Consider the following 26254-nt stretch of genomic DNA (forward strand, 5'->3'; position numbering starts at 1 on the left):
TGTGACAGGAGCGGGCATGCTGGATGTAACCAAGAAACTGGTGGAATTGCTGGATTTATCGCCGATCGGGGATGATCATTTTCAAGGCGATAGTGAAGATTTGGGGTTTCCTCACGTCTTTGGTGGGCAGGTGCTAGGGCAAGCTCTGATGGCGGCGAGCCGCACGGTTGACGACCGGCTTTGTCACTCCTTGCACGCGTATTTCCTGCGCCCTGGCAATCACAGCATGCCAATTGATTACGAAGTGCAGCGGGTCAGGGATGGCGGCTCGTTTACGGTGCGTCGGGTGATCGCTCGACAAGACGGCAAAGAAATTCTGACCGGGTCTATGTCTTTTCAAGCGGCTGAAGACGGTCTTAGTCACCAGTTCGAGATGCCCGACGCGCCCGCACCGGAAACCCTGCGCTCCGAGCAGGACTGGGGCAAAATGATTGCCGACAAGGTGCCCGAAAAACTTCGAGACGTACTGACCCGTGATCGCCCGATCGAAATCCGCCCGGTTAACCCGGGTGATCCGTTCAACCCGAAGAAACGTCCACCCTACCGGCAGAACTGGTTGCGCTCGGCCGGGATTCTGCCGGATGACCCGGTCTTGCATCGGTGTCTGTTGACCTATGCATCGGACTTTAGCTTTTTGGGTACATCGCTCGACCCCCACGGGCGGACGTTCATGAGCTCAGACATGCAGGTGGCCAGTCTCGATCATTCGATCTGGTTCCACCGGGATTTCCGAATGGATGAGTGGCTGCTTTACGACAAAGACAGCCCGAGCTCGTCGGGCGGTCGTGGCTTCAATCGGGGTAACTTCTACACGCGGGATGGTGTGCTGGTGGCATCAACCACTCAGGAAGCACTGATCCGTGAGCGACAAGGCTGATCGGCCAACCATTCGATGATCTCCTCATAAGGTAGCGGCCGGGTCAGGAAGTAGCCCTGAATCTGGTCGCAGCCCATCTCGGCCAGCAAGTTGAGCGTGGCCTCATCTTCGACTCCCTCGGCCACTACGGTATACCCCAAGCTATGGCACATGTTGATCGTGGTTTGAACGATCACCCGGTCTTCTTTTCGGTCTGATAGGTCTGTGATCAGTGACCGGTCGATTTTGATCTCTTTTGCCGGCAATTGTTTGATGTAAGACAGTGATGAGTAGCCGGAACCAAAGTCGTCAATAGACAGCGGAATGCCCGCTTGGTTAAGTGAGTTCAGAGCTTTCAGCGAATTGGCCGGGTCTTGCATCATCGACGTTTCGGTGACTTCAAAAATGATCGAACCAAGATGTGACGGATGCTGTTTCATTTGCTGGCGGACAAACAGCGCAAAATCAGGTTCCCGCAGGTTATTCGGTGAAATATTCACAGCGATGCTCGCGCTGCTACCAAGCTCCACAAGCTGCTCTCTCAATTTGAGCGCTTCCGATATTACCCAGCGAGTCAGCGGTTTGATCAGGCCGCTTTGCTCGGCAACGGCAATGATTTCATCGGCGAAGACGCTTTGCTCTCGGCCACGCCAGCGCAATAGCGCTTCAAAACCAATGATCTCGCGCGTTGCCAGTGCAAGTTTGGGTTGTAGATACAGCGCCAGCTCGTTGTTGTCGATGGCATGTCGTAACTCTGAAACAAGGGTGAGTCGATCTGCGCTGTAAGAATCTCGTGATGGCTTATAGAAGGCCAGGCCTCGCTCGATGGCTCGGCCTGAGCCTTCAGCGATGGCTGCTCTGCGAATCAGGGTGTTGGCATCGTTGCCATTTTCCGGGTGTACTGCGATGCCGATGCGCGGCTGCAGGGGCACTTCCATGCCGAGAAATTCAATCGGCCAGCGAATCTCGTCGAGGCTTTGGACTAATTTGCGTTGTGCCGCGCCCGATTGGTTGGCATCGACGATGCAGGCAAAAGTCTGCGGATCAAAGTGCGCCATGTAAAAGTTGGTGCCGCTGTTGGTTTCAAGCAGTTGGGCCCCCGGCACGTCACGGGCAACGGCGTTGTAGTGTTTGGAGGCTCTGACAAGAATGGCATCGGTATTGCGATGGCCCAGTGTTTTGGTTACCGGGTCCAGGTTGTTCAAGTGCAGAAGTACGACGGCGTACCGTTTTGCGGGGTTCTGATGAATGAGGTCGTTGAGCAACATTTCGAAGCTGCTGCGGTTTGGCAACCCGGTTAGTGGATAGTGCAGAGCCTGTTCCATCAACTTCAGTTCTGCCGATCGGCGGGCTTCCAGCGCGTTAATTTCAGCCTCTCTGGCGCTGAGTTTGTCCTGACGCTCGTGATAGAGCCGCGAGGCCAGCGCCAGATTCAGCAACAGAGCTTCCAAAACAGAGCCGATTTGCATGCCATAGGCGGTAATGAAGCTATTGGGGATGAAGCCCATTTTATTCGCGCCGGTGACCGCACTGCCCAGTGTTAGGGCTCCCCAAGCCATGGTGTAGTAAGACGCTTGCGGATTGCCTTTATACCACTGGATGGGCCCGAGAATTGTCAGGAACAAGCAGCTGGGTATTGCAAAGGCCACACCCAGCCGTATGGCTGTGCCGTAATCGCCAAACAAGCTGAAACCGGCTAACCCGAGATTTAACCCGATGATCAGCACCAAGATTCGGTTCAGGAAAGGGCTGGATTGTTTGAGTTTGAGAAAGACTGCCGAAAACATCGAGGAGAAGGCGACGGCCAGTGGCACCACCACCGCCATGGCAACGCTCTGGATGTCTGGGCTGCGGGGCCAGAGGAGTTGGTATGTACTGCCGTTCAGGCTGGCGATCAGGATCAGATAACCTAACGTCGAAAGCACGTACAGTAAGTAAACGGATTCCCGCAGGGCCAGAAAGACAAACAGGTTAAAACAGATGACGGTCAGCAGAATGCCGTAATAACCTGCGTGCAACTGGGTTTCAATCGATGCATGCTCGAAGTACTGCTGCCTGTCCCACAGTTTGAGGGGAATCTGCATGGCGCCTTGCGTTTGCGCCCGAATCAGAATGTCGTATTCGCCATCGCGTTGCAGCTGCAGCGGAAAAAGAAAAAGCGGGTGTTGAACCGCTCTCTCGGCGAACAGTTTTTGATCACCTGTGCTTTCCTGTTGAATCAGCTGACCGTCTTCAAAGACGTAAACATCGATCTCGTCGAGGGCCGGGTAGCTGATTTCGATCAGCTGGTCGCTGGTGGGGCGGGATATCGAGAACCGTAGCCAGATTTGATCCTGAGTGTAGCCAAAGTTCGCTGTTTGTTCCGGCAGCCGCTGCCAGCGACCGGTTTCAAGAATGTCTGAGGCCTTTACCTCGGCGTCCGGTGTCAGGCGCACGTAGTCCATATCCGGGATATAAGGCGATTGGGTTGCGAATGCCGAAGACGAGGTCACCAGCATTAACAACAGAAATGCCAAACATTGTGCCGAGATCAGTAATTTCACGCGTTGCCGCTCTTATCATTCTTATCGTTCTGTATCGAGTATGAACGCTAGATGGTGGCGGCTCAAGGTGGAAAGTGTAGCGATTTGATGCCGGTCTAATACCCGATTAGATTTCTTTTACCCACTGCTTGGCCCACGTCATGGCTTCGGTTTCCGGCTCCAGCGTCTCCAGGGCATCGATTTTAAGCGTATCACCTACTTTGCGAGCGGCGGTTTCGTACAGAGCTTCTTCCATAAGATCGCCGGCACCGCAGAAGGTATCGCCGTATGAGCTGTCGCCGAGCACAATAATTCCAAAAGGCCGGCCGGGCTGTTGAGGTAACTGTTCTTTGAGGTCGATATAGAACGGCAGAAGATTGGGAGGCAGTTCGCCTTGGCCGGTGGTTGAGGTGCAGACCAGAAGCGCATCGTCATTCGAAGTGATGTCTTCAAGGCTGGGCGATTCCAGTACAGACACCTGGTGACCCTCGGGTTCCAGTGTTTCTTTAATGGTTTTGGCCGTTTGAAGTGCGCCGCCGTAGACGCTGCCAGTTAGGATTCGGATTGCTGCCATGATCCTGCCTTTATTTGAGAGTAGGGGCTTAATACGTGGCGAGATCATAGCGGTGGTAATGGATGCACTCAAGTTGGGGAGGCTTGCACTTTCTCTTGGCTGCGAACGCGGGGCGATATCCTGTTCCTGCCACCCTCTTTGGCGGAATAAAGTTGCACGTCGGCCTGCTTCAGTAGCTCGTTGATCGAGGTCGCGTTGGAAATCGAACAAACACCCGCACTGAGGGTGACCGGCATCGTCGTGCCATTGTGAGTGAAGGCGGTGCTTGCTATCTCGGATCTCAGCCGTTCGGCTAAAGCAAGCGCTTGCAGCAAGGTGGTGTCCGGTAGTAACAGCATAAATTCCTCGCCGCCCCAACGGGCTGCCACGTCAGTTTGCCGAATGACTCCGTGAGTTACTTCCGCAAACCGCTGGAGCACTTTATCCCCGGCATCGTGACCGTGGTTGTCGTTAACCTGCTTGAAAAAATCGAGATCGATCAGAACGATGGAGAAATGATGTCCGGCTCTCTGGTAGCGTGAAAATTCGGTGTTAAGCCGGTTTAGCATTTCCCGCCGGTTGGCCAGACCGGTCAATTCATCGGTGCGGGCAGCATGCTCGTGAGCCTGCGCGAAGGTAACCAGTTTGTTTCGCGCTGACTGACGGGTTGCTTCAAGAACAAAACAAAAAATGGATTCGAAGGTGAGTGTGGCGAAAAAACGAATCTTGAAATCGTTGTTGTATGTTGCGGTGATGCCGGGTAGATCGGGAAACTGGAACACGATCAGTGCAGCGAGATAGCAGAACAGCAGAATGGCGGTACCGGCTTTAAGGCTTGTCAGAAAAAACAGTAAAGGCGGTAGTGCATAAAACCAGAGCGGACCGGTGCTGCTTTCACCACCGGTGGCGATCAGGTATGACAGCAACATGGCGGCAAAGGTGAGCAGACCGGCTTTTTGAGTGTCCCGGTTGCCGGTGCGGGCGAACCAGATCATGTTCAGGAAAATCGGTACGCTAAAAAGCCAGAGTATAGCGCCGTGAGTTGTGTTGCCGGAATGCCAGGCTTTTGCGCCAATGCCGAATAAAAACAGCAAAGCCATGACCGACGCGCCCGTCAGCAAGCGAGATACCTGTTGTTCTTCATGTTCAGTGGAGAGCGCTTGGCTAAGCGTTAGATCGTCATGCATTTGTGTTGTGCTTATTGACACATTTTCGTCCAGTATGCGCCAAAAGAACTGAAGATTGGAGTGCAACTTGACTACAATGTGAAGGGTGACCGGAATCGCACTTTTGTTTCAATTTTTGACCAAAAATTTTATAGTGCGCCCCCGATGATCTGTCAAACCCATAATGGTTAAAGAGAGCATAGCGCTTATGGCACGTTCCAGCGGTTATCTGGATACTCTTCTCAGCAGTCCAACCACAGAGCGTTACAGGGTTGGTTTAAGTCTACTTTTCTTACTTGGTATCTGGCTGCTAGTTGGATCGTTCAGCCATGACTTGCCTAATGGCATGCTGCTGATGGCTGCTGCAGTGATTGGTGGTTACATGGCCATCAACATTGGTGCCAACGATGTGGCAAACAATGTGGGCCCTGCGGTGGGGTCGGGTGCACTGTCGTTGGGGGCAGCGGTTATTCTGGCCGCTATTTTTGAAGCGGCCGGTGCACTCATTGCCGGCGGTGACGTGGTTTCCACCATTAAAGGCGGCATTATCGATCCGACGACTCTGGACGATCCACGTGCCTTTGTCTGGCTTATGACTGCGGCTCTGTTGGCTGGTGCGCTTTGGCTCAACCTGGCGACCTGGATGGGGGCGCCGGTGTCTACGACTCACTCGATCGTAGGTGGCGTTCTGGGCGCGGGTATCGCGGCCGGTGGTTGGCAAATCGCTGATTGGGCGGTGATGGGCAAGATTGCCGCCAGCTGGGTTATTTCTCCGGTGTTGGGTGGCATGCTGGCGGCGCTGTTCCTGTTCGCCATTAATAAAACGGTTCTTTACCGCCAGAATCTGGTGTCGTCAGCCCGGACGTTTGTACCTTGGCTGGTATCGATTATGGCTTGGGCCTTTACCACCTATTTGATGGTCAAAGGTGTCAAGAAGATCGTGAAGGTCGATATTGTTGATGCTTCGTTGATTGGTTTGGCGGTGGCTGCAGCCGTGTTCTTTGCGATGCGAACTTTGGTGAGTCGCCGTGCGGCTACCATGGAAAACAGTACGGATGGCGTGAATACGCTGTTTACCTGGCCGCTGATTTGCGCTGCCGCTCTGCTCAGCTTTGCTCACGGGGCTAACGACGTGGCTAACGCGATTGGACCTCTGGCTGCCATTAACGATGCCATTCAAGCCGGTGGCGGCGTAGTCACCTCAGCGAGCATTCCTCTTTGGGTTATGTTGGTGGGTGCTTTGGGGCTTGCTGTTGGCTTGATGCTGTTTGGTCCGCGTCTGATCAAAACTGTGGGCAGCGAGATTACCGAGTTGGACAAGACCCGGGCCTTCTGTATTGCCTTGTCTGCCGCGCTGACCGTTATTCTGGCTTCCCAGTTGGGGCTTCCGGTCAGCTCGACCCACATCGCTATTGGTGGCGTGTTCGGCGTTGGCTTCCTTCGGGAGTACCTGAAGTCGAACTATGCGACCCAGCTTCACAAGATCATCGAGGCTCACGACCCGGTTGATCAGGAACGCCTGAAACCCTTCTTGGACGACTTCCGCAACGCAACGCTTGAAGAGATGGAGAGCTTGTTGAAGCGCGCGAAGAAGAAAAAGCAGCAAGTGCCACTATCCAAGTCTGAGCGTAAGCGCCTGAAGAAGATCTATAAAGAGGAAATGGTAAAGCGGTCCCATCTGACTCGCATTGCGGCGGCATGGATCATCACGGTGCCGGCCTCTGCACTGATGGCAGCCTTCTTGTTCTTTGCACTACGGGGCATGATGGTCTGACGGCGGGCGGGGCTGGTTAGTGCTCCGCGCTTTGGCCATACTATAGGCAGCACGTGTGTGGGCTTCTGTGCGCCCCAGCTATCTAATTTCGGGAGTAAGGAATGAGTTCATCTGTTGAAAGTCATCAGGCCAAGATGATTGGAGAGCTACGAGTCTTCATTAAGAAAGTTCTGAGTGACCCGACCATTGCGGTCAAGTCTGTGGACATTGCCCGCAAATACAAAGGCCAATCGGATTCGGATGAGTTGATTGCTCGCGAGATCAGCGCAAGCACCACGATCCGGATCCCGGAAGCCTGGAGCGATGCCGATAAGATGTTTCTGGAGATCCTGCACGAAGTGCTGGACGATGAGGACGCGCTCTACTAATTCCCGGTTAGTCCGGAAAAGGCTGTCAGGCGCCCTGCCTGGCAGCTTGCCACTTTACCTGACTTCGGTCTGGGCCTGTTTTAGAACGGCGTTCGCCATTTGGTTCAGAATGTCGATTTCGTCGGCAATACCCTCCGCTTTCGACAATTCCTTTTGTTCCTTGAGAATGTCTTCGAGAATCTCTGGCGTGGTCAGCGGGTTGGCCAGTACCACTCGGAACACGATGCAGGGGAAGTGGTAGTAACGAGCCGGTTCCAGCCGCGTACGGGACACAAACGCTTTACCGTGTTCACGCTGGGTTTTCTGGATGAACTTGGTGATGCGGTTCAGGCAGCTGTTCATCTTTTCGGCTTGCAGTTCGTTGGCGATAGCCAGCGCTTTCTGCACGATGTCGGGGCAGTACCGGTAGGTCAGGATGTTCAGCTCAGGCTCGGTGACCAGTTCAAAATCCGCCTCTTTGGTAATCATGTCCGCGAACAGTCTGGCTTTTTCGATGCCTTGGTCAATCAGGATTTCATAACCTTCACGAGCCAGGATTTTCAGGCCGGAATGAATCAGCATGGACATGCCCGGGCGTGAGCCTTCGAGCGTGGTGCTGCCCAGGTCACGGGAACCTTTTCGAATAATGTATTGGGCGTGATGCTCGACCGCACTGGCGAGGCTCGGGTCTTTGAACACCACCAGGCCAACGCCCATCGGTACGTAGAGCTGTTTGTGAGCGTCGAAGGTGACCGAGTCGGCCTTTTCGATGCCGCGCAGCAATCCGCGGTAGGTGCGGGAGAACAGGGTTGGCCCGCCCCAGGCCGCGTCTACGTGGAAGTGTGCGCCAAACTCTCGGGCGATATCGGACATGGCATCAAGGGGGTCTACGTTGCCGGTTTCGGTGGTGCCGGCGACGCCGCAGATGGCCATGACTTTGATTTTCTGTTTTTGCAGCTCCAGACACTTGTCCCGAAGGGCGTCGGTCTGGATGCGGTTGTTGTCGTCGGTTTCTACGGGAACCAGTGCGTCCCGGCCCAAGCCCAGTACGTCAGCGGCTTTGCGCAGGGAGTAGTGTCCGCGTTTGGAAACAACGATGGCGGCACCTTCGTACCCGTAATACTTCAGGGCACGGAACAGGCCTTCTTCGTGTAAGCCGCGGAAGCTGCCTTCAGCGGGGAAGGCGCGATTACGGGCAACCCAGAGTGCGGTCAGGTTGGCTACGGTGCCACCGGAGCACATGGCGCCCAGAGCGTGTCGGGGGCTGTGCATCCACTTCCGGTAGAAGGAGCCGTCTTGTTCGTACACCAGCCGGTGAATCATGCCCAGTACCTGCCGCTCCATGGGGGTGAATGCCTTGGAGGTTTCGGTTTTGACCAGGTTCTGGTTCAGGGCAATCATGATTTTGGACAGTGGCAGCATGAAGTAGGGCAGTGCCGAGGTCATGTGTCCAATGAAGGCCGGGGATGCGGTGTGTACCGAGTTGGCAACCAGTTTGTCGAGCAGGAATTGGGCTTGCTCGGAGACGAAAACGGGTTTTTCCGGGATGGCGGAGTCGGCGAAGTTCTTTTCTACGTCAGACAGGTCCCGTTCGACGGCGACTATATGTTCTTGAAGGAAGCCGGCGAGGTTGCGGGAGATATTTTGGTCGATGCGGCTCAGCGTGGATTCCGGTGCTTCTGGCACCGTAAATACGCGATACATGGCCTCGACTGAGGCTTGGGCGGATTTTTTATTTCCGGTCATAGAGCCACACACTTTCAGTGATTGTCCGAGGGTTGGTTCCGGAAACCCTGCGGATGAGGGGCCAGGCGGGGCCTGGCACATGTACTGCAAGACCTGTCTGTTAGTAGGTCATATGTCCCTGAGGGGCCGTAGTATAAGGCTTGATTTGCGTTGATGCTATGCCTTAGGTGTTTGGACTTTAGCCTGTCAGATTATTTCGCGGTGGATGTCGAGTATGGCGGCGTCTATGCGGTCCTGTATGTCTTTTTCGACTTGGTCGAGGCGTTGGGTGATTTGTTGGGCGGATTCGCCTAGGGCGGCGATGGTCCAGGTGGCGCAGTCCAGGGCGTCGTGGTCGGCGGTTTCGCTGACGGCTAAGTCGGGTTCTTTGCCCCAGATGGTTTTCATGGCGGTGAAGGCTTTGCGTTTGGCTTTTAGGTCTTCGCAGGCGTAGAGCTGGAAGTGCAGGGTGAGTAGGCCTACGTGGGGGGTGATGGTGTGTCGCTGTTGTTTTGGGGTTTTGCCTTCTTTTAAAAGCTTTCTCAGGGATTCCGACATATTTGACTCAGTATGGGTGCCGGAGCAGCCGAGGATTGGCTTTCCAAAAAACGCTCCTGCGGCACATCCATGTGGCGCTTCTGCTTCGCCATCCATGGCTCCGCAAATTTTTGGAAAGCCAATCCTCGCCCGCTCTCAGACGCTGTTCGGGGAGTCCACGTGACAATCAGGATTTCTGTTGCCTGTTTAGATCTCCTGTAATTTCCCCCTAGCCTACTATAGGCGTTGCCCGTTTGATAATGGCTGCGGCGTTGGTGCCGGAGGGGAGGTTGCCATAGTTCATGCCGCCGTTGTTTTGCAGGCGGGACGCGCAGAAGGCGTCGGCTACGTGGTGGTTGCCGAAGCGCAACAGTACGGATGCCTGCATGGCAAGTGCCAAACGGTCTACGAGGTTTCTGGCGCGGTATTGGAAGTCGCTGATGTCGGAGAAGTCGGCTTGCAGTTGGGCCAGGAATTGGTCGAAGCGGCGGTCGGTGCCTTTGGCTTCGGCGGCTTCTTTGAAGAAGGCGTCGAGGGTTTCGGGCTCTTTTTGGATGGCGCGCAGGGTGTCCAGGCATTGGACGTTGCCGCTGCCTTCCCAGATGGCGTTGACCGGGGATTCCCGGAACAGTCTGGGCATGATGCAGTCTTCCATTACGCCGCTGCCGCCGATGCATTCCATGGCTTCGTAGGCGTGGTTGGGGGTGCGCTTGCAGATCCAGTATTTGCCGACGGGGGTGGCCAGTCGGGCCAGAAGGCGTTCGTGTTCGTTGTTTTGGGTGTCTAAAGCGCGGGCGACTCGCATGGTGTAGGCGAGGGCGGCTTCGTTTTCGATGGTCAGGTCGGCCAGTACGTTTTGCATCAAGGGCTGGTCGCTCAGGCGGGCGCCGAAGGCACTGCGGTTGTGGCAGTGGTGGGTGGCTTGGGCGACGGCCTGGCGCATGCCGGCGGAGCTGCCGATCATGCAGTCGAAGCGGGTCATGGCCACCATTTCGATGATGGTGGGGACACCGCGGCCTTCTTCGCCGATCATCCAGGCCAAAGCGCCACGGAGCTCGACTTCGCTGGAGGCATTGGCGACGTTACCCATTTTGTTTTTCAGTTGTTGGATTTGCCACGGGTTTTTGGTGCCGTCCGGGCGCCATCGGGGCATCAGGAAACAGGACAGGCCGCTGGTGGTTTGGGCCAGTACCAGAAAGGCATCGCACATGGGAGCGGAGACGAACCATTTGTGGCCTACCAGTTCGTAGGCTTGGCCAGAGCCTTCGGCGCCAATGGCGTATGCTCGGGTGGTGTTGGCGCGTACGTCGCTGCCGCCTTGTTTTTCGGTCATCGCCATGCCGATGGTGACGGCGGTTTTCTCGCTGTCTGGCAGGTTTCGGCCGTCGTAGGCGTTGGTGAGAATCTTTTGTTCCCAAAGCTTCGCCACTTCCGGTTGTTTACGGATAGAGGGGATGGCGGCGAAGGTCATGGTGATGGGGCAGCAGTGGGCGGCTTCTACCTGCGAGTGCATGTAGTACTTGGCCGCTCGCGCGACTTGGGCGCCTTGGCCGGGATTGGTCCAGGGTGAGCTGTGCAAGCCGTTTTCCAATGCGGTGGTCATCAGTTCGTGATAGGCGGGGTGAAACGTGACCTCGTCTATTCTGTGGCCAAAACGATCATGGGTGCGGAAGCTGGGTTTGTTGTGGTTGGCCTGATGGCCAAGCTCTATGGTTTCGGCTTTTCCGGCCCAGGCACCAAAGCGGCTCAGGCTGTCGTTGGCGTGGGCGGCGCCTTCCCGTAATACAGCTTCCCGCAGAGCGGCGTCTTGCTCGAACAGGTTGTAGTTGGCCAGCACGTTTGGCTGGTTGATGACCTCGTGTGTTGCGGCTAGATAGCGATCGGTTGGAGAGGCGTTGGTGTTGCGATTGCGGGAGGTGTCTAGCGGCTTGCTCATGGTTAGCTCCTGGTGCCGGTCAACCCCCTTACGCAGTAGCGAACGATGGTGTTGATCAGCGCATCTTGATCGGTTTTTGTTGTTGGCAGTGAGGCTGTCTGTGCTGGTGACAGCGGTCCGACCAGTGATTCGGATATGGCACCTACCAAGCAGGTGCTGGTGATCCGGGCATCTTGGTCGGGTATGGAGCCCTCTGCTATGCCTTCCTGAATAATCTCTTCGAACAGGTTGGCGTAGGCCTTTCGATAGAGCAGTCGTTCCTCTTCAACCTTTGGATCGACTGGTTCGGCAATCAGTGCCCAGGCTTGGGTTGGTCCTTTCAGGGCGCGTCTGGCGAAGTGCTGCAAGGCGTTGTTTAATCGTTCAACGGCATTGCCCTCTATGGCCAGCGCTTCGGCCACTTTGTTGACTTCACGTTGCGTAGCCAGCCGAAAAATTTCGGCAAACAATTCTTCACGGGATTCGAAATGGCGGTAGATGGTGCCAGTTGCTACGCCCGCCAACTTCGCAATCGTCGTGATTCGAGCGCTTTGGAAGCCGTTTTCAGCCACGCATTGAGCCGTACATTTCAGAATGTTTTGGCGGGCTTCGGCTTTCCGCTGACGCATTTTGTCCGTTTCACGATAGGCCATGCTGCCTTCCTAAGTAGTGAATCACTGTTCATTCTTTGTGTCAATTTTTGACGGCTTGGATGGCCCTTAATTATGGGCTATAAAATCAATAAGTTAATATAAATTACAAAAAGTTACAAAAAATATTGAGTGTGCAAATAGCGCTGCTGGAAAAACCGGATTATAAAGACGCCAAGACGGGGCCTTAGTGGGATTTTCGTCGAGGTAAGGTGTGCCTGCCGAAGCGCCTTCATGGCACGGGGAGCGGGGTTTTCGTTGATGGAGAGAAGAGCATGAGTGAATTCGACGAAGGCAATTTGGATCAGTCCGGCAGCTGGGCCGGAGAGGGCGAAGATAATCATTCCATCGCTAGCCGGGCTCGTGTCAGAGCGCAATTGCAAGCGGATATGGAAGCCTTTCTGCAGTGCGGTGGCAAAATTGAAGAGGTCGACACGACCTTGAAATCGAATACCCCGCGCAAAGTGGATGTAGGTTTCAATAACCGCTCGCTCTAACGTGTTTTTCGTTCGGGCGGTGTTTGGCTAACCGCCCGAATTCCCGTTTTGTTGCTGCCCGTCAAGGGTGCGCAGGACCGCAGGCCTGCAACAGGCCGCCTCCGGGGTGTATGATGGAGCCTCTTCTCACGGTTTCATGTTCAGGAGGTTACCTGTGTCAAAGCCGCACCTGCCGCTTTCCGGTCGAAGCTTTCCCTTTACCCGTCCGCGTCGTAATCGCGCCAGTGATTTTTCCCGCCGTATGGTTCGTGAAAATCAGCTGACTGCGGACAACCTGATTTACCCGGTGTTTGTATTGGAAGGGGAGAATCAGCGTGAAGCCGTTCCCTCCATGCCCGGGGTTGAACGCCTGAGCATCGACCTGCTGGTGGAGCAGGCGGCAGAACTGGTGGAGCTGGGCATTCCGGCGATCGCGTTGTTCCCGGTGGTGCCAGCCGAGCACAAGAATTTGTCGGGTTCCGGCGCTTGGGATTCTGATGGTTTGGCGCAGCGTGCTGTTCGGGCGCTGAAACAGGCGCATCCTGAATTGGGTGTGATTACCGATGTGGCTCTGGACCCGTTCACCACTCACGGCCAAGACGGCATCATCGACAATGACGGGTATGTGTTAAACGATGTCACCGTGGAAGCCCTGGTCAATCAGGCGCTGTCTCACGCTGATGCGGGCGCCGATGTGGTAGCACCTTCGGATATGATGGACGGCCGGGTCGCCGCGATTCGCGAAGCGCTGGAGTCCGCAGGTTACGTAAACACCCGAATTCTGGCCTATTCTGCCAAGTATGCGTCGAGTTATTACGGGCCGTTCCGGGACGCCGTCGGTTCGGCGGGTAATCTGGGTAAAAGCAATAAAGCGACTTACCAGATGGACCCGGCCAACAGCGACGAAGCCATTCATGAAGTGGCGATGGATCTGGCGGAAGGTGCCGATATGGTAATGATCAAGCCGGGCATGCCGTATCTGGATATCGTGCACCGCGTTAAAACGGAGCTTCAGGTACCGACGTTTGTATATCAGGTGAGTGGTGAATACGCCATGCACATGGCCGCTGCGCAAAACGGCTGGCTTGATGGTGACGCAGTGATGATGGAAAGCCTGATGGCGATGCGCCGTGCAGGTGCTGATGGCATTCTCACGTATTTTGCCGTGCGTGCCGCTAGATTGATGAGAGATCGCCAACGAGCGTAAAGGACAAGCAGGCTGTTCGCGATGGATAGGGAAGCAGAGAGCGATGACAACTGAAATAACAAAAGCAAAGTCAGTCACAAGCGATGACCTGAGTGTGCCCGCGCCAGTCGAGGTGCCTCCGGTTGGTGAGCAGGTCAATCTGGATGCCAGTGAAAACTGGTTTAACCGGGAGTTGAGTCAGCTTCAGTTTAACTACCGGGTATTAAAACAGTCCATGGACCCGGCGCACCCGCTGATTAACCGGCTGATTTTTTGCTGTATTTTCAGTAGTAATCTGGATGAGTTTTTCGAAATCCGGGTTGCCGGCCTGCGTGAACAATTGAAGTATGGGCGGGAAACCGTCGGTGCCGATGGTATTCAGCCTGAACAGGCGTTGGCGGAGATCAGTCGTGTTGCTCATGAGTACATCGAAGAGCAATACGACATTCTCAACAATGTGCTGTTTCCAGCGCTGGAAAAGGAAAATATCCACTTCATACGACGTCGTGAGTGGACCCCTGCGCAAGCCGAGTGGGTCAGAAACTACTTCGATGAGGAAATCCTGCCGGTGGTCAGTCCGATCGGGCTCGACCCCTCGCACCCGTTTCCGCGCTTGGTCAACAAGAGTCTGAATTTCATAGTTGAGCTGGACGGCAAGGATGCTTTTGGTCGTGAGACCGGAATGGCGATTTTGCCAGCACCCCGGTCTTTACCGCGTTTGGTGCGTCTGCCGGATGAGGTTTGTGAGGGTGGCGAGAATTTGGTGTTCTTGTCATCGATGATCCACGCCCACGCTGATGAGCTGTTCCCGGGTATGGAAGTGAAAGGCTGCTATCAGTTCCGCCTGACCCGAAACGCGGATTTGGAGCTGGAAGACGATCTGGAAGATTTGGCCTCTGCGCTTCGGGGTGAGTTGCTGAGTCGTCGTTTTGGCGACGGTGTGCGTTTGGAGGTGGCTGATAACTGCCCGGAAGAGTTGGTGCACTTCCTGCTGACTGAGTTTGGCCTTGGTGAAAGAGATCTCTACCGCGTCAACGGGCCGGTAAACTTGACTCGGCTGCTTGCAGTGAGTGGTTTGGTTGATCGCCCGGACCTGACCTATTCCAGTTTTTCCCCTGCGATCCCCCGGCAGATACGCAGCAAAGAATCGATGTTTGAAGCGATTCGGAAACGCCCGATTCTGTTGTCTCACCCGTTCGAGAACTTCAGTTCGGTCGTGGATTTACTGCGCCAGGCAGCGAAAGACCCTCAGGTCTTGGCGATCCGGCAAACGCTCTATCGGGCGGGCACCGGCTCGGAAATTGTTGAAGCGCTGGCCGATGCCGCCCGTCGCGGTAAAGAAGTGACAGCGGTGGTGGAGTTAAGGGCGAGGTTCAGCGAAGCCGAGAACCTTGAGTTGGCCAGTCGGTTGCAGGAGGCAGGTGTCATCGTGGTGTATGGGGTTGTCGGCTACAAAACCCACGCCAAGATGCTGCTGATTGTGCGCCGGGAAGAGGGCAAACTGTCCCGTTATGTGCATTTGGGTACGGGCAACTATCATGCCGGAAACGCACGGTTATACACTGATTACAGCTTCATGACCTGTGACGATTCCATTGGTGATGATGTTAACAAGCTGTTCCAGCAACTGACCGGTATGGGTAAGGCGCTAAAGATCAAAAAGCTGTTTCATGCGCCGTTTTCCATGCACAAACGGCTGATTAGCCTCATCGAGCGGGAGGCCAGTTACGGCGAAGACGGGCGCATTATTTTCAAGTTTAATGCGCTGACGGATGCCCAGTTGATTAAGGCCCTTTATCGAGCCTCTCAGGCGGGGGTGCAGATTGACCTGATTGTGCGGGGGATTTGTTGCCTGCGTCCCGGTGTGCCGGGGCTATCGGAGAACATACGGGTGCGCTCCATTGTCGGGCGTTTTCTGGAGCACACGCGTATTTACTACTTCGAAAACAAGGGTAAGCCGGATGTCTATTGCGCCAGTGCCGACGGCATGGAACGAAACATGCTGAGCCGTATCGAAGTGGCGTTTCCGATTGAAGAGCCCGCTTTGATCGCGCGTTTGCAGGAAGATCTGGATGCTTACCTGGCCGACAATTGCCAATCATGGATGTTGCAGCCTGATGGCAGTTACATCCAGAACCAGCCGGCAGAGGGTGAGCCACGAGTGGCGGCGCAGCTGGTTTTACTGGAAAGGCTGACGGGCAAATCCAAACCATAGCCCTTAGGCGAGAAACAACAACTCACTACGCTTTGTGCGAATAGGAAAGACACGTTGAAATTGAACAAATGGACGATGATTGGCTCAGCCGTTTTGCTGGTTGCGGGCGTAGCGCCGTGGGCCGTGGGCTACCTGACGGAGCAGCAATGGCTAGAGGCGACGGAAGAGGTGAATCAGTCGCAGCCGTTTGTTCGATTAGAAACAGATCGCTATGAGCGGGGCGTTTTCAGTGCCCAGGCCAGCGGTACGCTCGCCCTGATTGATCCGAAAACCGGCGAGGCCGATCAGATCGGTTTCGAGGTGGCCATTTCCCACGGGGTAACCGGGAGTTTGTTGGATTTCAGTCCGAATGGGGGCTGGCAACATGAAGGTGCCCAATGGCTCGAGGATGAAGAGCCAAGTTTGACGTTGGAAACCCGACTTTGGGGTTCGGCCGTTGTCGAATTTCAGGCTCCACCGGTGTCGTTTGAACAACCGGGCCGGCCCGAATCGGTCAGCGCCAGTGGCGGTTTCGCCCGGGTAGAAGTAGGGCGTATGGGTGAGCAGGCCGAGGTGTTGATGGTCTGGCCGGAGTTGAACATTCTTGGTCCTCGGGCTGATGTAAAACTGCAGGAGTTGCACGTAGAACAGAGCATGTCGCTGCTCAGCGGTGATGTCTGGACCGGTTCAGGCACTATGACCTTGGGGGCCTTGGTGGTGGATAGCGCCGAACTTCCTGCTTTGTCGGTCAGCAACGTTTCTTTTGAGACTCTCAGTGAAGCCAGTAACGGCGGCCAGACGCTTGATTCGGAGGCGGTGTTGGCTGTGGAGGCGGTGCGCGTCAACGATGCGGAGTATGGCCCGCATCGGGTGGCCGTGTCGGTTGATCATTTGGATGTTGAAAGCTGGAACGCATTCAGTTCGGTCATGACGGATATGCAGTTGATGGCAATGGATGCGGGTGCCGATTCGCGCTCTGCCTATCAGCAGCAGATGGCGCTGATGCAGCGGTTTAACGAGGCGGTACGGGGGCTGGCGGCCAGCGGCTTCTCGGTAGGTGTTCGGGAATTGAGCCTCGATACGCCGGAAGGTGAAGTTCAGGGCTCTTTGGACATTTCACACCCGGAGCTGTCCGAAGATGAGCGTGCCAACATGTTGATGGTGATGCAGCGCTTGGTCGGTTCGGTGGATGTGTCGATGCCATTGGCGCTGGCTGAGGAGTATCCGGCCGTGCGCATGCAGTTGTCGCCGTTGATAAAGCAGGGGCTCTTGGTTCGCGACGGTGATGAGTTGGTGATGAAGGGGCAGATGGAAGATTTGGTTCTGGATATTAATGGCGTTCAGATTCCGCTGCCGCCTTTGCTTTAGGTTGTTTCAGCACCACCGCTATGCGGTGGTGCAGCTTTCCCTTTCTTTGTGTTCTCAGGCCTTGCTGAATTTCTGCTTCAGGGCTTCAGCAACGGCTGGATCAACAAACTCCGATACATCACCGCCCAGGGAAGCAATTTCGCGGATCAGGGTGGAGGAGATGTAGGACAGGTGGTTGGAGGGTGTCAGGAACACGCTTTCGACTTCTGGCGCCAGTCGGCGATTCATGTCGGCTAGCTGAAATTCGTATTCGAAGTCTGATACTGCCCGCAGGCCACGCAGGATGACGGTGGCATTTTGCTCCCGCACGAATTCTGCCAGCAGGTTGCTGAAGCCGGTGACGGTAACGTTGGGAATGTGTGCTGTGGCTTTTCTGACCAGTTCGCAGCGTTCGTCGAGGTTGAGCAGTGGTTGCTTTTTGGGGTTGAAGGCAACGGCGACGACGATTTCATCAAACATGCGGCCGGCCCGTTCAATGAGGTCGGTGTGGCCGTTGGTGATGGGGTCAAAGGTGCCTGGGTAAATTACTTTTGGCATGCACAGCTCCTTGGTTTTTATGCTTGGTAGCATAGCAGCATTGGTTTTCGGGCTGTAGTCCTGTGCTTTTGATCCGGGGCTTTTGTGCAGGATTGCTTGAGCCGGAGTTAGCACAGAGCGAGGGTTGTCTTCCGGGAGACGCTACGAGCACATCCCTGTGCGCTTCTTTCGGGCCGTCCTTGGCCCTCAAGACTCCCGGAAGACAACCCTCACCCTGTGCCTCGCGCTACCCAGTGGCTCGCCCCGACAGTGTCAGTTGCCCTTTGTTCAGCCTTTCGCTGCGAGCTTCTGCGCCAGTCGCACGCTGTTTCTTGCCGCCAGTGCGTAAACCGACAGCTGCGGGTTTGCGCCGATGCTGGTGGGGAAGATGGAGGCGTCGTGGATGTTTAGGTTGGCCACGTGGTGGTGTTCGCCGAAGCCGTTGACCACGGATTCTTCCGGGTTGCTGCCCATGCCGCAGCCGCCCATTTGGTGTGCGGTGAAGATGCGGGCACGGTGTGGTTTCATCGGGAGTTCGTTGATGGCGGCTTTGGCTTCTTTCCAGCTGGTGTGCCAAGCGGAATCCATGTGGATGGCTTGGACGGCTTCTGCGCCAGCGGCGAATTGGATTTCGGCCATGTCCAGGTAGGACTGGCGGATGCCTTTCCACAGGTAGTCGGTCATTGGGTAGTCGAGTACGGGGCTGCCGTCGTCACGGAGGGTGACGGTGCCGCCGGGGCTTTCGGGGTGGAAGCCGTCTCGGAGTAGGGCAATGACGGATTGAAGCCAAGGCAGTTGGCCCAGGTTATCGCGTTGTGTTTGGCCGTGACCCGGTACAACGCCGGCTGCCATGCCGGGGTGCAGTGGTGGTACTTCGAGTTTGTAGCCTATGGGGCCGTCGTGGCCATTTCTGAAGTTGAATTCATCCGAGTAAATGGACTGTGGTGCGCCGTAGAAGGGCTCTACTTTCGCGGGCATGCGGGCGACGGAGGCGCTGACCGGGTGGATGAATGAGCGTTTGCCGACGCGGTTGTACGGATCCGGCAGGTCGGAACGCAGCAGCAGGCCTGGTGAGCCGATGGCGCTGGCGGCCACCACGAAGTGTTTGGCTTTCAAGGTGACGGTGACTCCGGAGGGGGTAACGCCGTCTGAGCCCATGGCCGTGGCTTGCAGGTGGTCGATGCGGTCTTGTTTCATGACCAGTCGCTCGGCGCGCAGGCCGTGGAACATTTGGGCTTGGTTATCGAGTGCGCCGGGAATGGTGGTCAGCAGGGCGCCTTGTTTGGCATTGGCGGGGCAGCCCACGCCGCAGTAACCGGAGTTCCAGCAGCCGTTAACGTTACGGGGAATGGTTTGCCAGGAGTACCCGAGCGCTTCGCAGCCGTCGCGTAAAATGCCGTTGTTCTGGTTTGGCGGTGTTAGCCATGGTGCCATGGTGTGGCGTTCTTCTCGCCCGTCGAACCAAGGTGCCATGACCTCAGGGGCCAGTCCTTCCAGTCCGAACTTTTGGCTCCAGTAGTTCAGAGTTTGCTCCGGCGTGCGGAAGCTGCTGGTCCAGTTGACGGTGGTCGAACCACCCACGCAGCGGCCCTGCAGAATGGATATGGCGCCATCGGCCGTGGTGCGGCTCATGCCTTCTTGGTAGAGCGTGGCGTAGGCGGTTTGTTCGTCCATTTTGAAGTCTTTCTGGTAATACAGGCCACCTTCTTCGACCAGTATTACCGAAAAGCCTTGTTTGGAGAGAATTTCGGCGGTGGTGCCGCCGCCGGCTCCGGTGCCGATGACGACAACGTCGGCTTCGACGGTCTGGTTTTCAGTCAGTTTGCTGGCATCGACCACGTTCCAGCCGGAAGCCAGGCCCCGGGCGATGGGATCATTCATGGACATAGTGCTCTCCGTTTTCCGGGGTCATCAGGCATTTTTGAATTGAGGTAGGGCGTCAACCATCCAGGCGGGTGGTCCCGGGTAACCGGTCAGGTGCCACTGATTCTGGTGACCATAGAAGGCTACGTTGGCGATTTTGCTCAACGCGATGTAGCCGTTGTTCAGCAAGCCGAGGCGGCTATTGCGCCAGCGGTTCAGGAAAGCACCGGCTTCTTTGGTGGTGACGGATGGCCAGTCGGACCAGACCCGAGCCAAAGTGATGCGCGTAGGGGCGAAGTTCAGCAGGTCGAAGAGTTTGCGTAGCTCTTTCTGATTCGGTGCGCCGAACTGGACGATGCCCTGATCAATTCGCTCGATGGTGGCGGCAATCTCGAACTGGCGCTCGTTGGGGTCCTCTGGCAAGGCTGTGGCAAACAGGGCCGGGAGCAAAGCTTCGAACAGGGTTATGTCGTCTTTACTTAAAAACTGGAATTCGTAGCTCGCATTCATGCGGCTATCAACGGCGCTGATTCGGCCAGCGGGAGTTGTTGCGCAACCAGACAGACCTGCGGTCATGCTGACGGTGCCTAAAAACAAGGCGCCGCCGACGCCGGTTTTCAGGAAGCTTCGTCGGCTCAGTTGGGGGCTGTTCTCGGCAGAGTGGCTTGTCTGGTTAGGCATGGGACACCTTTTCTGGTGGTCTATTAGGACTGGCACAGGGCCCGAGCGCATTGTCGGGTGCCTGTGCCGAATAAGGCCGTTTTAACGAATGAACAGTTTATAGATCATCTTGTGTGCGGCCGTTCCGTGAGGTGCGTAAACGAATTTGCCGCTGTTGAATTTCTGTTTACTAAAGATTGCCCGTTGATGGGAGAAGGTCATAAAACCTTCCTTACCGTGGTAATGGCCCATGCCGGAATCGCCAACGCCGCCGAAGGGCAAGTCATCTTGCGCTACGTGCATCAGTGCATCGTTGATGCACATGCCACCGGAGTGGGTTTGATCGATGATGTGTTCTTGTTGCGCTCTGTCATAGCCAAAGAAATACAGCGCCAGTGGACGAGGGCGTTCGTTGATGTAATGAATCGCATCGTCCAGATCCGTGTAGGTAACAATGGGAAGGATCGGCCCGAAGATTTCGTCCTGCATGACCTTCATATCTTCGGTGGCATTCAGTACCAAGGTCAGCGGAATCTTGCGGGTGCCATCTTTCATGTTTTCGTTGGCCGGGTTGATCTCGATCACCTCAGCGCCTTTGGCGCGGGCGTCTTCAAGGTAGCTTTGCAGGCGGTCGTACTGGCGCTCGTTAATGATGGCGGTGTAATCGTCGTTATCGCGCAGGCTCGGATACATGGTTGATGCCTGAGCGCGGAACTCGTCTACAAACGCCTGCACGCGGTCTTCGGGGCACAGCACGTAATCCGGGGCCACGCAGGTTTGGCCGGCGTTGATGGCTTTACCGAACGCAATACGTTGGGCAGCATCGGAAAGCGGCACGTCTGGGGATACCACCGCAGGGGATTTGCCGCCGAGCTCCAGGGTGACCGGAGTCAGGTTTTCAGCCGCAGCTCGCATAACCAATTTGCCCACTGAAGTGGAGCCTGTGAAGAGCAGGTGATCGAAGGGGCGCCGAGAAAAATCGGCCGCCACATCGGCTTCACCGGTAATCACCGAAACCAGATCTTCCGGGAACATGCCCTCGATAATTTCTTTGAACAGCGACGAGGTGTGCGGTGTAAATTCGGACATTTTGACCATTGTCCGGTTACCGGCGGCCAATGACGCAACCAACGGGCCTACGGCAAGATACAGAGGATAGTTCCAGGGCACGATAACGCCTACCACGCCTTTTGGCTGGTAGTGCACTTTGTTACTGGCCGGCTGAAACAGTACAGAGACATGGCGCTTTGACGGCTTCATCCAGCTGTCCAGATTTTTCAGGGTGTAGTTGATACCCTGAATCGACGGCATGACCTCGGCAATTAAAGATTCATCCTTCGAGCGGCAGCTGAAGTCGCGGTCGATGGCTTCGAGCAAGCGATCCTGATTGGCCAGCAAGGCGCGTTTCAGGCGTTTCAGGTTCTCTTTGCGTTCAGAAGAAGAGGGCATCGGGTTATTCCGGAACGCTTTTTTCTGGTTCTCGAAAACCCGGTGGGTGTGTTGAATCTGAGTTTTGCTTTCGGTCATCTGAACGACGGTGGCTACCATTGTGCTATCTCCCTGAGCTCTCCAGTCAAGGTGCTGGAAGCTGTTGTTGTTGGCGCTGAGTGTATGAAATTTGCGCTAGCAGCTATTATTAGAGTATATACTCTACTCAGTCAAGAAATGCTGGGTGGCCTAATGGGCCATCATCAATGTGATAACAACAAACTGCGGCGTGAGAATGAAGACCAGAGACAAAATACTGTTGGCGAGCCTTGAGCTTTTTAATGAGCGGGGCGAACGGAACACAACGACGAATCATATTGCCGCTCATTTGGCGATATCTCCGGGCAATCTGTATTACCACTTCCGGAACAAGTCGGACATCATCTATGAGATTTTTCAGGAATACGAAAAGCTGGTTGATTATTACCTGGTTATTCCAGACGACCGGCCCCTAACGGTCGCAGACATGACCTTTTATCTTGAGTCGGTGTTTGATGGGTTGTGGAGCTACCGTTTTTTTCATCGGGATCTTGAATACTTGCTGGATTGCGATCCGAGACTGCGCAGCGATTATCGTGATTTCACCAATCGGTGCCTGGCCGCGATGAAAACGATTTTTGAAAAGTTAGCGGAAGCGGGCATTGTGCAGGAGCAGCCGGAAGAGTTGCGTGAAGTCATGGCGCTGAATATCTGGCTGGTAGTAACCAACTGGATGGCGTTTTTGAAAACAGCCCATGGCAGCACGGGCGATGAAGGTCTGAGCCTGACTGCGCTCAAGCAGGGCATCTATCAGGTGTTGACGCTTGAGATGCCTTATTTGATGCCCGAATATCGTGATGAGGTGCTGGCTATAAGAGAAAAGTACCGCCCGGTTTTACCAGAACAGCGTGATTCTGTTGTCGCTTAAGCTGAATAAAAGTTGAACTTCTGTGAGTGGTGCCGGTCGAACGAATTACAGCAGAAAACCGGACTTCTCTGCTGTTCCTGAGTGAGTTCTCAGGTTTGCCTCTTCTGAGGGGCAAAGCACGTCGCAAACCCTGACGTTTACCGGCCTACTCATCGTGGGCCGGCTTTTTCCCCGACAGGGTAATCAGCCTTCGATTTCCTCGGGCGTCTCCAGCCAATTCGTCAGCACCGAACGGCATTCATCAAGTCCCAGCTTTGACGTGGCCGAAAACATCACCAGATGTTCCACGTACTCATACTTCTTCAATTTATTGGCAATGCCCAGCATCGCTGTTTTGGCTTGTCCAAACTTTAGTTTGTCAGCTTTGGTGGCAAGGATCATCAGCGGCAGCTTGTTGTGCTCGCACCATTCGATCATCATTTGGTCAAATTCGGTCAGCGGGTGGCGAATATCCATGACCAATACCAGGCCGCGAAGGCAGCGGCGCTCGTTAAGGTAGTGTCCCAGATGTTTTTGCCAGTCATCTTTCATGTCTCGGGAAACTTTTGCGTAGCCGTAGCCAGGCAGGTCCACCAAGTGCATGTTCTCTTTGTTCAGGCTGAAGAAGTTGATCAGCCGGGTGCGGCCGGGGGTTTTACTGGTTCGTGCCAGTTTGCCGTTGACGGTGATGGCGTTGAGTGCGCTGGACTTGCCGGCATTAGAACGACCAGCGAAGGCAACCTCGGCGCCGTAATCGGGCGGGCACTCGTCCAGTTTGGAAGCGCTGATGAGAAAACGGGCGCTATTGAATGAGACGCTTTTTTGAGTCAGATCAGGGTCCACGACGGTTGCTGTTCCTTTGGATTTCAGTTATCGACGATTAATGTATAATGCTACACCAATTTCCGGCGGTGCGCTGCGCGTTCCGCTGTTAGTCCCGGTTTTGAGCCTTATCCCAGAGGCCATCCGGCGAACAACCAGAATACTTTCACGATTCTAAGATGAGAGAAGCGGAGCGGGCATGAAAAGACTGATCGCAGGAGTGGTTCTCGGAGTTAGCTTGTCAGCTATGGCTCACGGGGCAGGAGATCCGGCAGCGGGTGAACAGAAAGCAGCCGTGTGTGCAGCTTGTCACGGCCAAGGTGGCGCTAAGCCGATGATGGCGAGCTATCCGAAACTGACCGGTTTGGGTGAAAAATACCTGTACCGTCAGCTGACAGACATTAAGTCCGGCGACCGTTCAATACCAGAGATGACCGGCTTGCTGACCGCCATGACGGACCAAGACCTGAAAGATCTTGCAGCCTACTTCAACAAGCAGGAGCTGGTGGTTAATCAGGCGAACGCTGACGAAGAGTTAATCGCGCAAGGGCAGGCTATTTTCCGTGGCGGTAACATGGCTTCTGGCGTGCCGGCCTGTGCGGGCTGTCACAACCCGAGCGGTAAAGGTAACGAGCCTGCTGGTTATCCGGCTCTGGGTGGTCAAAATGCCGAGTACGTTGCCAAGCAGCTTCAAGCGTACCGCGATGGCACTCGTGCCACTACCGCGAATGCCAGCATCATGGCTGATGTGGCTTCCAAGTTGACGGACGCTGAAATCGAGGCGGTTGCCAACTACGTATCTGGTTTGCACTGATTTCATCAGTCCTCTCAGATCAGAAAACCCCGCTCCGGCGGGGTTTTTGTTTTTGGGCGCGGGTAGCCTCTTAACCTTCTGTAATTATTTACTGTTACGCTCTGTGGAACTTTTGAGCGTGGCTGGGTCATAATCAAGCGACTTAAATAGAACGAACAAACACGTTAACGCTCGGAGATTTTCATGATCAGAACCCTAACCCTGATAGTAACCATGGCTGCAGCGCTGGCTTTCAGTGGCTTCGCCAGTGCTGAAACATGGAAAAACGGTGTGCATTACCGCACCTTGACCACCCCGGTTAGCACAGCCTCCGACAGCGGAGTAGAGGTGGCTGAAGTGTTCTGGTATGGCTGCCCGCACTGTTATAACTTCAAGCCGCTGTCAGAGGCGTGGGAAGAGAAGGCGCCCGATTACGTGAATTATGTTCGCCTGCCGGCTGTGCTCGGTGAGAGCTGGGCGCCACATGCTTTCGCATTCTATGCGCTGGAGTCCATGGGTGAGCTGGATAAAGTGCACGATGCTTTGTTTGAAGCTTTGGCAGGTGAGCGTCGGCCGCTGAACTCGGCGGAAGCGCTGGCAGATTTTGTGGCGGATTACGGTGTTGATGCTGAAGCCTTTGTGGATGCCTACAACAGTTTTGCCGTTCGCTCGCGCGTGCATCAGGCCCAAAGCAAAATTATGGGTGCGCAAGTTACCGGGACTCCGACTATGCTGGTTAACGGTAAGTACGTGGTCACGGCAACCATGGCCAGAGGACATGAAAACGTACTGAAGGTTGTCGATTACCTGGTCAGCAAAGAGCAGGGAGTATCGGAGTAAAAGGAGAAGTCTGATGCGTGTGGCTTTCAGGGTTTCCGTTCAGATTCCGGGTGATTATGTATAAGCGGATTCGTAGCCAGATCAACGGCATATTGAAATCACAGGAAGCCGCCCCGCGTGGTGCGTGTTCGGGAAGCGAGCACGTGCCAGACTTCGAGCCTCACCGCCACATCCGGCTGCTGACCTTCAATATACAGGTTGGTATCAACACGTCTTCGTATCGCCACTATGTGACCCGTAGCTGGCAGCATTTCCTGCCTAATCGCCGCCGTTTTGAAAACCTTGATCGTATCGCCACGCTGTTGCGGCAGTACGACGTGGTTGCTTTGCAGGAATGCGACGGCGGCAGTCTGCGCAGTGGTTATGTCAATCAGGTTCAGTATCTGGCCGAAGCCGCAGGCATACCGTACTGGTATCAGCAGCTGAACCGGAACCTGGGCCAGCTTGCCCAGCACAGCAACGGTTTCTTGAGCCGCTACAAACCATTGGATGTGACTGAACACAAGCTGCCCGGGCTGATCCCGGGTCGGGGTGCCATCGTCGCGCGCTATGGTCTGGAAGAAGATCCATTGGTGTTGGTGCAGATGCATCTGTCGTTGAGTAAGTCTGCGCAGCAGCGTCAGTTGGGCTTCGTTCGTGATCTGATCAGTAAATATCAGCATGTGGTGCTGATGGGGGATATGAACGCCCATGCCGAGCAGTTGCTGACCCAAACGCCTCTGCGTGAAACTGACCTTGTACCATTGCCTGCCACCGCCCATAGCTTCCCAAGCTGGCGTCCCGAAAAAGCGTTGGATCACATTCTGGTCAGCCCGTCATTGGAGATTCGACAATCTGGGGTGGTGAGCTATCCCGTCTCAGACCACCTGCCGATCTCGCTCGATATTGCCTTGCCCAAGGGTTACCTCGAAACCTTTTAATTGCCCTCGCTGTGTCCTCTCAGGCTACCGATTTTTTAAAAATCTTGTAACTTCGGGCTGAAGTCTTATGCTTAGAAGTCTATGGATTGTGATAAGTCTGGGTGGTCGCGGGCGTTTTGTGGCGGCGGCCGAGCGGTTTCGGATTGCCTAGGTGGTCCGAGTTATCTTATTGATCATATTAGCTATTGCCGCGTCCG

At 55.2% G+C, this 26254-nt stretch carries 23 protein-coding genes; 11 read left to right on the forward strand and 12 right to left on the reverse strand.

Going from position 1 to position 26254, the window contains the following annotated elements; genetic code table 11:
• The first annotated feature begins 16 nt into the window (after positions 1-16).
• Positions 17-877 carry an acyl-CoA thioesterase gene (locus tag DOQ08_RS13135; RefSeq protein ID WP_114335401.1) on the forward strand — a complete coding sequence of 287 codons (861 nt, stop codon included), beginning with the start codon at positions 17-19 and terminating at the stop codon, positions 875-877.
• Here the strand turns inward: DOQ08_RS13135 and DOQ08_RS13140 are convergent.
• The 3 genes from DOQ08_RS13140 to DOQ08_RS13150 form a co-directional block, all read right to left on the reverse strand.
• Entirely contained in the window at positions 844-3399 is a 2556-nt protein-coding gene (locus tag DOQ08_RS13140) for an EAL domain-containing protein (protein ID WP_227537678.1), read from the reverse strand. The genes DOQ08_RS13135 and DOQ08_RS13140 overlap by 34 nt on opposite strands.
• A gap of 106 nt (positions 3400-3505) precedes the next feature.
• Positions 3506-3952, reverse strand: coding sequence for a flavodoxin (locus DOQ08_RS13145; protein ID WP_114335402.1), 447 nt, complete (start codon positions 3950-3952; stop codon positions 3506-3508).
• Between the two features lie 68 nt (positions 3953-4020).
• Complete coding sequence (locus DOQ08_RS13150; RefSeq protein WP_114335403.1) at positions 4021-5118, reverse strand: GGDEF domain-containing protein; 1098 nt, start codon at positions 5116-5118, stop codon at positions 4021-4023.
• 187 nt (positions 5119-5305) lie between these two features.
• Here DOQ08_RS13150 and DOQ08_RS13155 point away from each other — a divergent pair, with 187 nt between their 5' ends.
• A complete protein-coding gene (locus DOQ08_RS13155) occupies positions 5306-6871 on the forward strand; it encodes an inorganic phosphate transporter (protein ID WP_114335404.1) in 1566 nt (521 codons plus the stop codon).
• A 101-nt stretch (positions 6872-6972) separates the two neighbouring features.
• Positions 6973-7239, forward strand: a complete 267-nt coding sequence (locus tag DOQ08_RS13160; protein WP_114335405.1) for a hypothetical protein — start codon at positions 6973-6975, stop codon at positions 7237-7239.
• 54 nt (positions 7240-7293) lie between these two features.
• Here DOQ08_RS13160 and panP read toward each other — a convergent pair whose 3' ends face one another.
• From panP to DOQ08_RS13180, 4 genes are all read right to left on the reverse strand, one after another.
• Positions 7294-8964 carry a pyridoxal-dependent aspartate 1-decarboxylase PanP gene (gene panP, locus DOQ08_RS13165; protein ID WP_114335406.1) on the reverse strand — a complete coding sequence of 557 codons (1671 nt, stop codon included), beginning with the start codon at positions 8962-8964 and terminating at the stop codon, positions 7294-7296.
• A 186-nt stretch (positions 8965-9150) separates the two neighbouring features.
• Positions 9151-9501, reverse strand: a complete 351-nt coding sequence (locus DOQ08_RS13170) for a DUF503 domain-containing protein (RefSeq protein ID WP_114335515.1) — start codon at positions 9499-9501, stop codon at positions 9151-9153.
• Between the two features lie 208 nt (positions 9502-9709).
• The gene (locus DOQ08_RS13175) at positions 9710-11416 is read right to left on the reverse strand and encodes an isovaleryl-CoA dehydrogenase (protein WP_114335407.1); all 1707 of its coding nucleotides are present in this window, start codon (positions 11414-11416) and stop codon (positions 9710-9712) included.
• Positions 11417-11418: 2 nt separating this feature from the next.
• Complete coding sequence (locus DOQ08_RS13180; RefSeq protein WP_114335408.1) at positions 11419-12048, reverse strand: TetR/AcrR family transcriptional regulator; 630 nt, start codon at positions 12046-12048, stop codon at positions 11419-11421.
• 272 nt (positions 12049-12320) lie between these two features.
• Between DOQ08_RS13180 and DOQ08_RS13185 the strand changes: the two genes are divergently transcribed.
• From DOQ08_RS13185 to DOQ08_RS13200, 4 genes are all read left to right on the forward strand, one after another.
• Positions 12321-12542: a hypothetical protein gene (locus DOQ08_RS13185; protein WP_114335409.1), complete on the forward strand. Its 222-nt coding sequence runs from the start codon at positions 12321-12323 to the stop codon at positions 12540-12542.
• Between the two features lie 136 nt (positions 12543-12678).
• Positions 12679-13728, forward strand: coding sequence for a porphobilinogen synthase (gene hemB / locus DOQ08_RS13190; protein ID WP_114335410.1), 1050 nt, complete (start codon positions 12679-12681; stop codon positions 13726-13728).
• 43 nt (positions 13729-13771) lie between these two features.
• Positions 13772-15922 carry a polyphosphate kinase 1 gene (gene ppk1 / locus DOQ08_RS13195; protein ID WP_114335411.1) on the forward strand — a complete coding sequence of 717 codons (2151 nt, stop codon included), beginning with the start codon at positions 13772-13774 and terminating at the stop codon, positions 15920-15922.
• A 54-nt stretch (positions 15923-15976) separates the two neighbouring features.
• The gene (locus DOQ08_RS13200) at positions 15977-17269 is read left to right on the forward strand and encodes a DUF945 family protein (protein ID WP_114335412.1); all 1293 of its coding nucleotides are present in this window, start codon (positions 15977-15979) and stop codon (positions 17267-17269) included.
• A gap of 54 nt (positions 17270-17323) precedes the next feature.
• Here the strand turns inward: DOQ08_RS13200 and coaD are convergent, their stop codons facing one another.
• From coaD to DOQ08_RS13220, 4 genes are all read right to left on the reverse strand, one after another.
• Positions 17324-17806, reverse strand: coding sequence for a pantetheine-phosphate adenylyltransferase (coaD, locus tag DOQ08_RS13205; protein WP_114335413.1), 483 nt, complete (start codon positions 17804-17806; stop codon positions 17324-17326).
• 267 nt (positions 17807-18073) lie between these two features.
• Positions 18074-19672, reverse strand: coding sequence for a GMC family oxidoreductase (locus DOQ08_RS13210; RefSeq protein ID WP_114335414.1), 1599 nt, complete (start codon positions 19670-19672; stop codon positions 18074-18076).
• A 24-nt stretch (positions 19673-19696) separates the two neighbouring features.
• A complete protein-coding gene (locus DOQ08_RS13215) occupies positions 19697-20329 on the reverse strand; it encodes a hypothetical protein (protein WP_114335415.1) in 633 nt (210 codons plus the stop codon).
• Between the two features lie 81 nt (positions 20330-20410).
• On the reverse strand, positions 20411-21856 hold the full coding sequence (locus DOQ08_RS13220) for a coniferyl aldehyde dehydrogenase (protein WP_114335416.1): 1446 nt from the start codon (positions 21854-21856) through the stop codon (positions 20411-20413).
• A 175-nt stretch (positions 21857-22031) separates the two neighbouring features.
• Between DOQ08_RS13220 and DOQ08_RS13225 the strand changes: the two genes are divergently transcribed.
• Positions 22032-22703, forward strand: coding sequence for a TetR/AcrR family transcriptional regulator (locus DOQ08_RS13225; protein WP_114335417.1), 672 nt, complete (start codon positions 22032-22034; stop codon positions 22701-22703).
• A 183-nt stretch (positions 22704-22886) separates the two neighbouring features.
• On the opposite strand, the gene yihA is transcribed toward DOQ08_RS13225, so the two are convergent.
• Positions 22887-23525, reverse strand: a complete 639-nt coding sequence (gene yihA, locus DOQ08_RS13230) for a ribosome biogenesis GTP-binding protein YihA/YsxC (protein ID WP_114335418.1) — start codon at positions 23523-23525, stop codon at positions 22887-22889.
• Between the two features lie 178 nt (positions 23526-23703).
• Between yihA and DOQ08_RS13235 the strand changes: the two genes are divergently transcribed.
• From DOQ08_RS13235 to DOQ08_RS13245, 3 genes are all read left to right on the forward strand, one after another.
• Positions 23704-24318: a c-type cytochrome gene (locus DOQ08_RS13235; protein ID WP_114335419.1), complete on the forward strand. Its 615-nt coding sequence runs from the start codon at positions 23704-23706 to the stop codon at positions 24316-24318.
• 183 nt (positions 24319-24501) lie between these two features.
• Positions 24502-25137 carry a thiol:disulfide interchange protein DsbA/DsbL gene (locus tag DOQ08_RS13240; RefSeq protein ID WP_114335420.1) on the forward strand — a complete coding sequence of 212 codons (636 nt, stop codon included), beginning with the start codon at positions 24502-24504 and terminating at the stop codon, positions 25135-25137.
• A 56-nt stretch (positions 25138-25193) separates the two neighbouring features.
• Positions 25194-26057: an endonuclease/exonuclease/phosphatase family protein gene (locus tag DOQ08_RS13245; RefSeq protein ID WP_114335516.1), complete on the forward strand. Its 864-nt coding sequence runs from the start codon at positions 25194-25196 to the stop codon at positions 26055-26057.
• The last annotated feature ends 197 nt before the right edge of the window (positions 26058-26254 follow it).

Source organism: Marinobacter litoralis, assembly GCF_003336705.1.
Lineage (GTDB): Bacteria > Pseudomonadota > Gammaproteobacteria > Pseudomonadales > Oleiphilaceae > Marinobacter > Marinobacter litoralis.

What these genes read in the sequence shown, in the direction of transcription:
- DOQ08_RS13135 (WP_114335401.1), top strand. Translation starts at nt 17, where the DNA reads ATGCTGGATGTAACCAAGAAACTGGTGGAATTGCTGGATTTATCGCCG.
- DOQ08_RS13145 (WP_114335402.1), bottom strand. Translation starts at nt 3,952, where the DNA reads ATGGCAGCAATCCGAATCCTAACTGGCAGCGTCTACGGCGGCGCACTT.
- DOQ08_RS13150 (WP_114335403.1), bottom strand. Translation starts at nt 5,118, where the DNA reads ATGCATGACGATCTAACGCTTAGCCAAGCGCTCTCCACTGAACATGAA.
- DOQ08_RS13155 (WP_114335404.1), top strand. Translation starts at nt 5,306, where the DNA reads ATGGCACGTTCCAGCGGTTATCTGGATACTCTTCTCAGCAGTCCAACC.
- DOQ08_RS13160 (WP_114335405.1), top strand. Translation starts at nt 6,973, where the DNA reads ATGAGTTCATCTGTTGAAAGTCATCAGGCCAAGATGATTGGAGAGCTA.
- panP (WP_114335406.1), bottom strand. Translation starts at nt 8,964, where the DNA reads ATGACCGGAAATAAAAAATCCGCCCAAGCCTCAGTCGAGGCCATGTAT.
- DOQ08_RS13170 (WP_114335515.1), bottom strand. Translation starts at nt 9,501, where the DNA reads ATGTCGGAATCCCTGAGAAAGCTTTTAAAAGAAGGCAAAACCCCAAAA.
- DOQ08_RS13175 (WP_114335407.1), bottom strand. Translation starts at nt 11,416, where the DNA reads ATGAGCAAGCCGCTAGACACCTCCCGCAATCGCAACACCAACGCCTCT.
- DOQ08_RS13180 (WP_114335408.1), bottom strand. Translation starts at nt 12,048, where the DNA reads ATGGCCTATCGTGAAACGGACAAAATGCGTCAGCGGAAAGCCGAAGCC.
- DOQ08_RS13185 (WP_114335409.1), top strand. Translation starts at nt 12,321, where the DNA reads ATGAGTGAATTCGACGAAGGCAATTTGGATCAGTCCGGCAGCTGGGCC.
- hemB (WP_114335410.1), top strand. Translation starts at nt 12,679, where the DNA reads ATGTTCAGGAGGTTACCTGTGTCAAAGCCGCACCTGCCGCTTTCCGGT.
- ppk1 (WP_114335411.1), top strand. Translation starts at nt 13,772, where the DNA reads ATGACAACTGAAATAACAAAAGCAAAGTCAGTCACAAGCGATGACCTG.
- coaD (WP_114335413.1), bottom strand. Translation starts at nt 17,806, where the DNA reads ATGCCAAAAGTAATTTACCCAGGCACCTTTGACCCCATCACCAACGGC.
- DOQ08_RS13210 (WP_114335414.1), bottom strand. Translation starts at nt 19,672, where the DNA reads ATGTCCATGAATGATCCCATCGCCCGGGGCCTGGCTTCCGGCTGGAAC.
- DOQ08_RS13215 (WP_114335415.1), bottom strand. Translation starts at nt 20,329, where the DNA reads ATGCCTAACCAGACAAGCCACTCTGCCGAGAACAGCCCCCAACTGAGC.
- DOQ08_RS13220 (WP_114335416.1), bottom strand. Translation starts at nt 21,856, where the DNA reads ATGGTAGCCACCGTCGTTCAGATGACCGAAAGCAAAACTCAGATTCAA.
- DOQ08_RS13225 (WP_114335417.1), top strand. Translation starts at nt 22,032, where the DNA reads ATGAAGACCAGAGACAAAATACTGTTGGCGAGCCTTGAGCTTTTTAAT.
- DOQ08_RS13235 (WP_114335419.1), top strand. Translation starts at nt 23,704, where the DNA reads ATGAAAAGACTGATCGCAGGAGTGGTTCTCGGAGTTAGCTTGTCAGCT.
- DOQ08_RS13240 (WP_114335420.1), top strand. Translation starts at nt 24,502, where the DNA reads ATGATCAGAACCCTAACCCTGATAGTAACCATGGCTGCAGCGCTGGCT.
- DOQ08_RS13245 (WP_114335516.1), top strand. Translation starts at nt 25,194, where the DNA reads ATGTATAAGCGGATTCGTAGCCAGATCAACGGCATATTGAAATCACAG.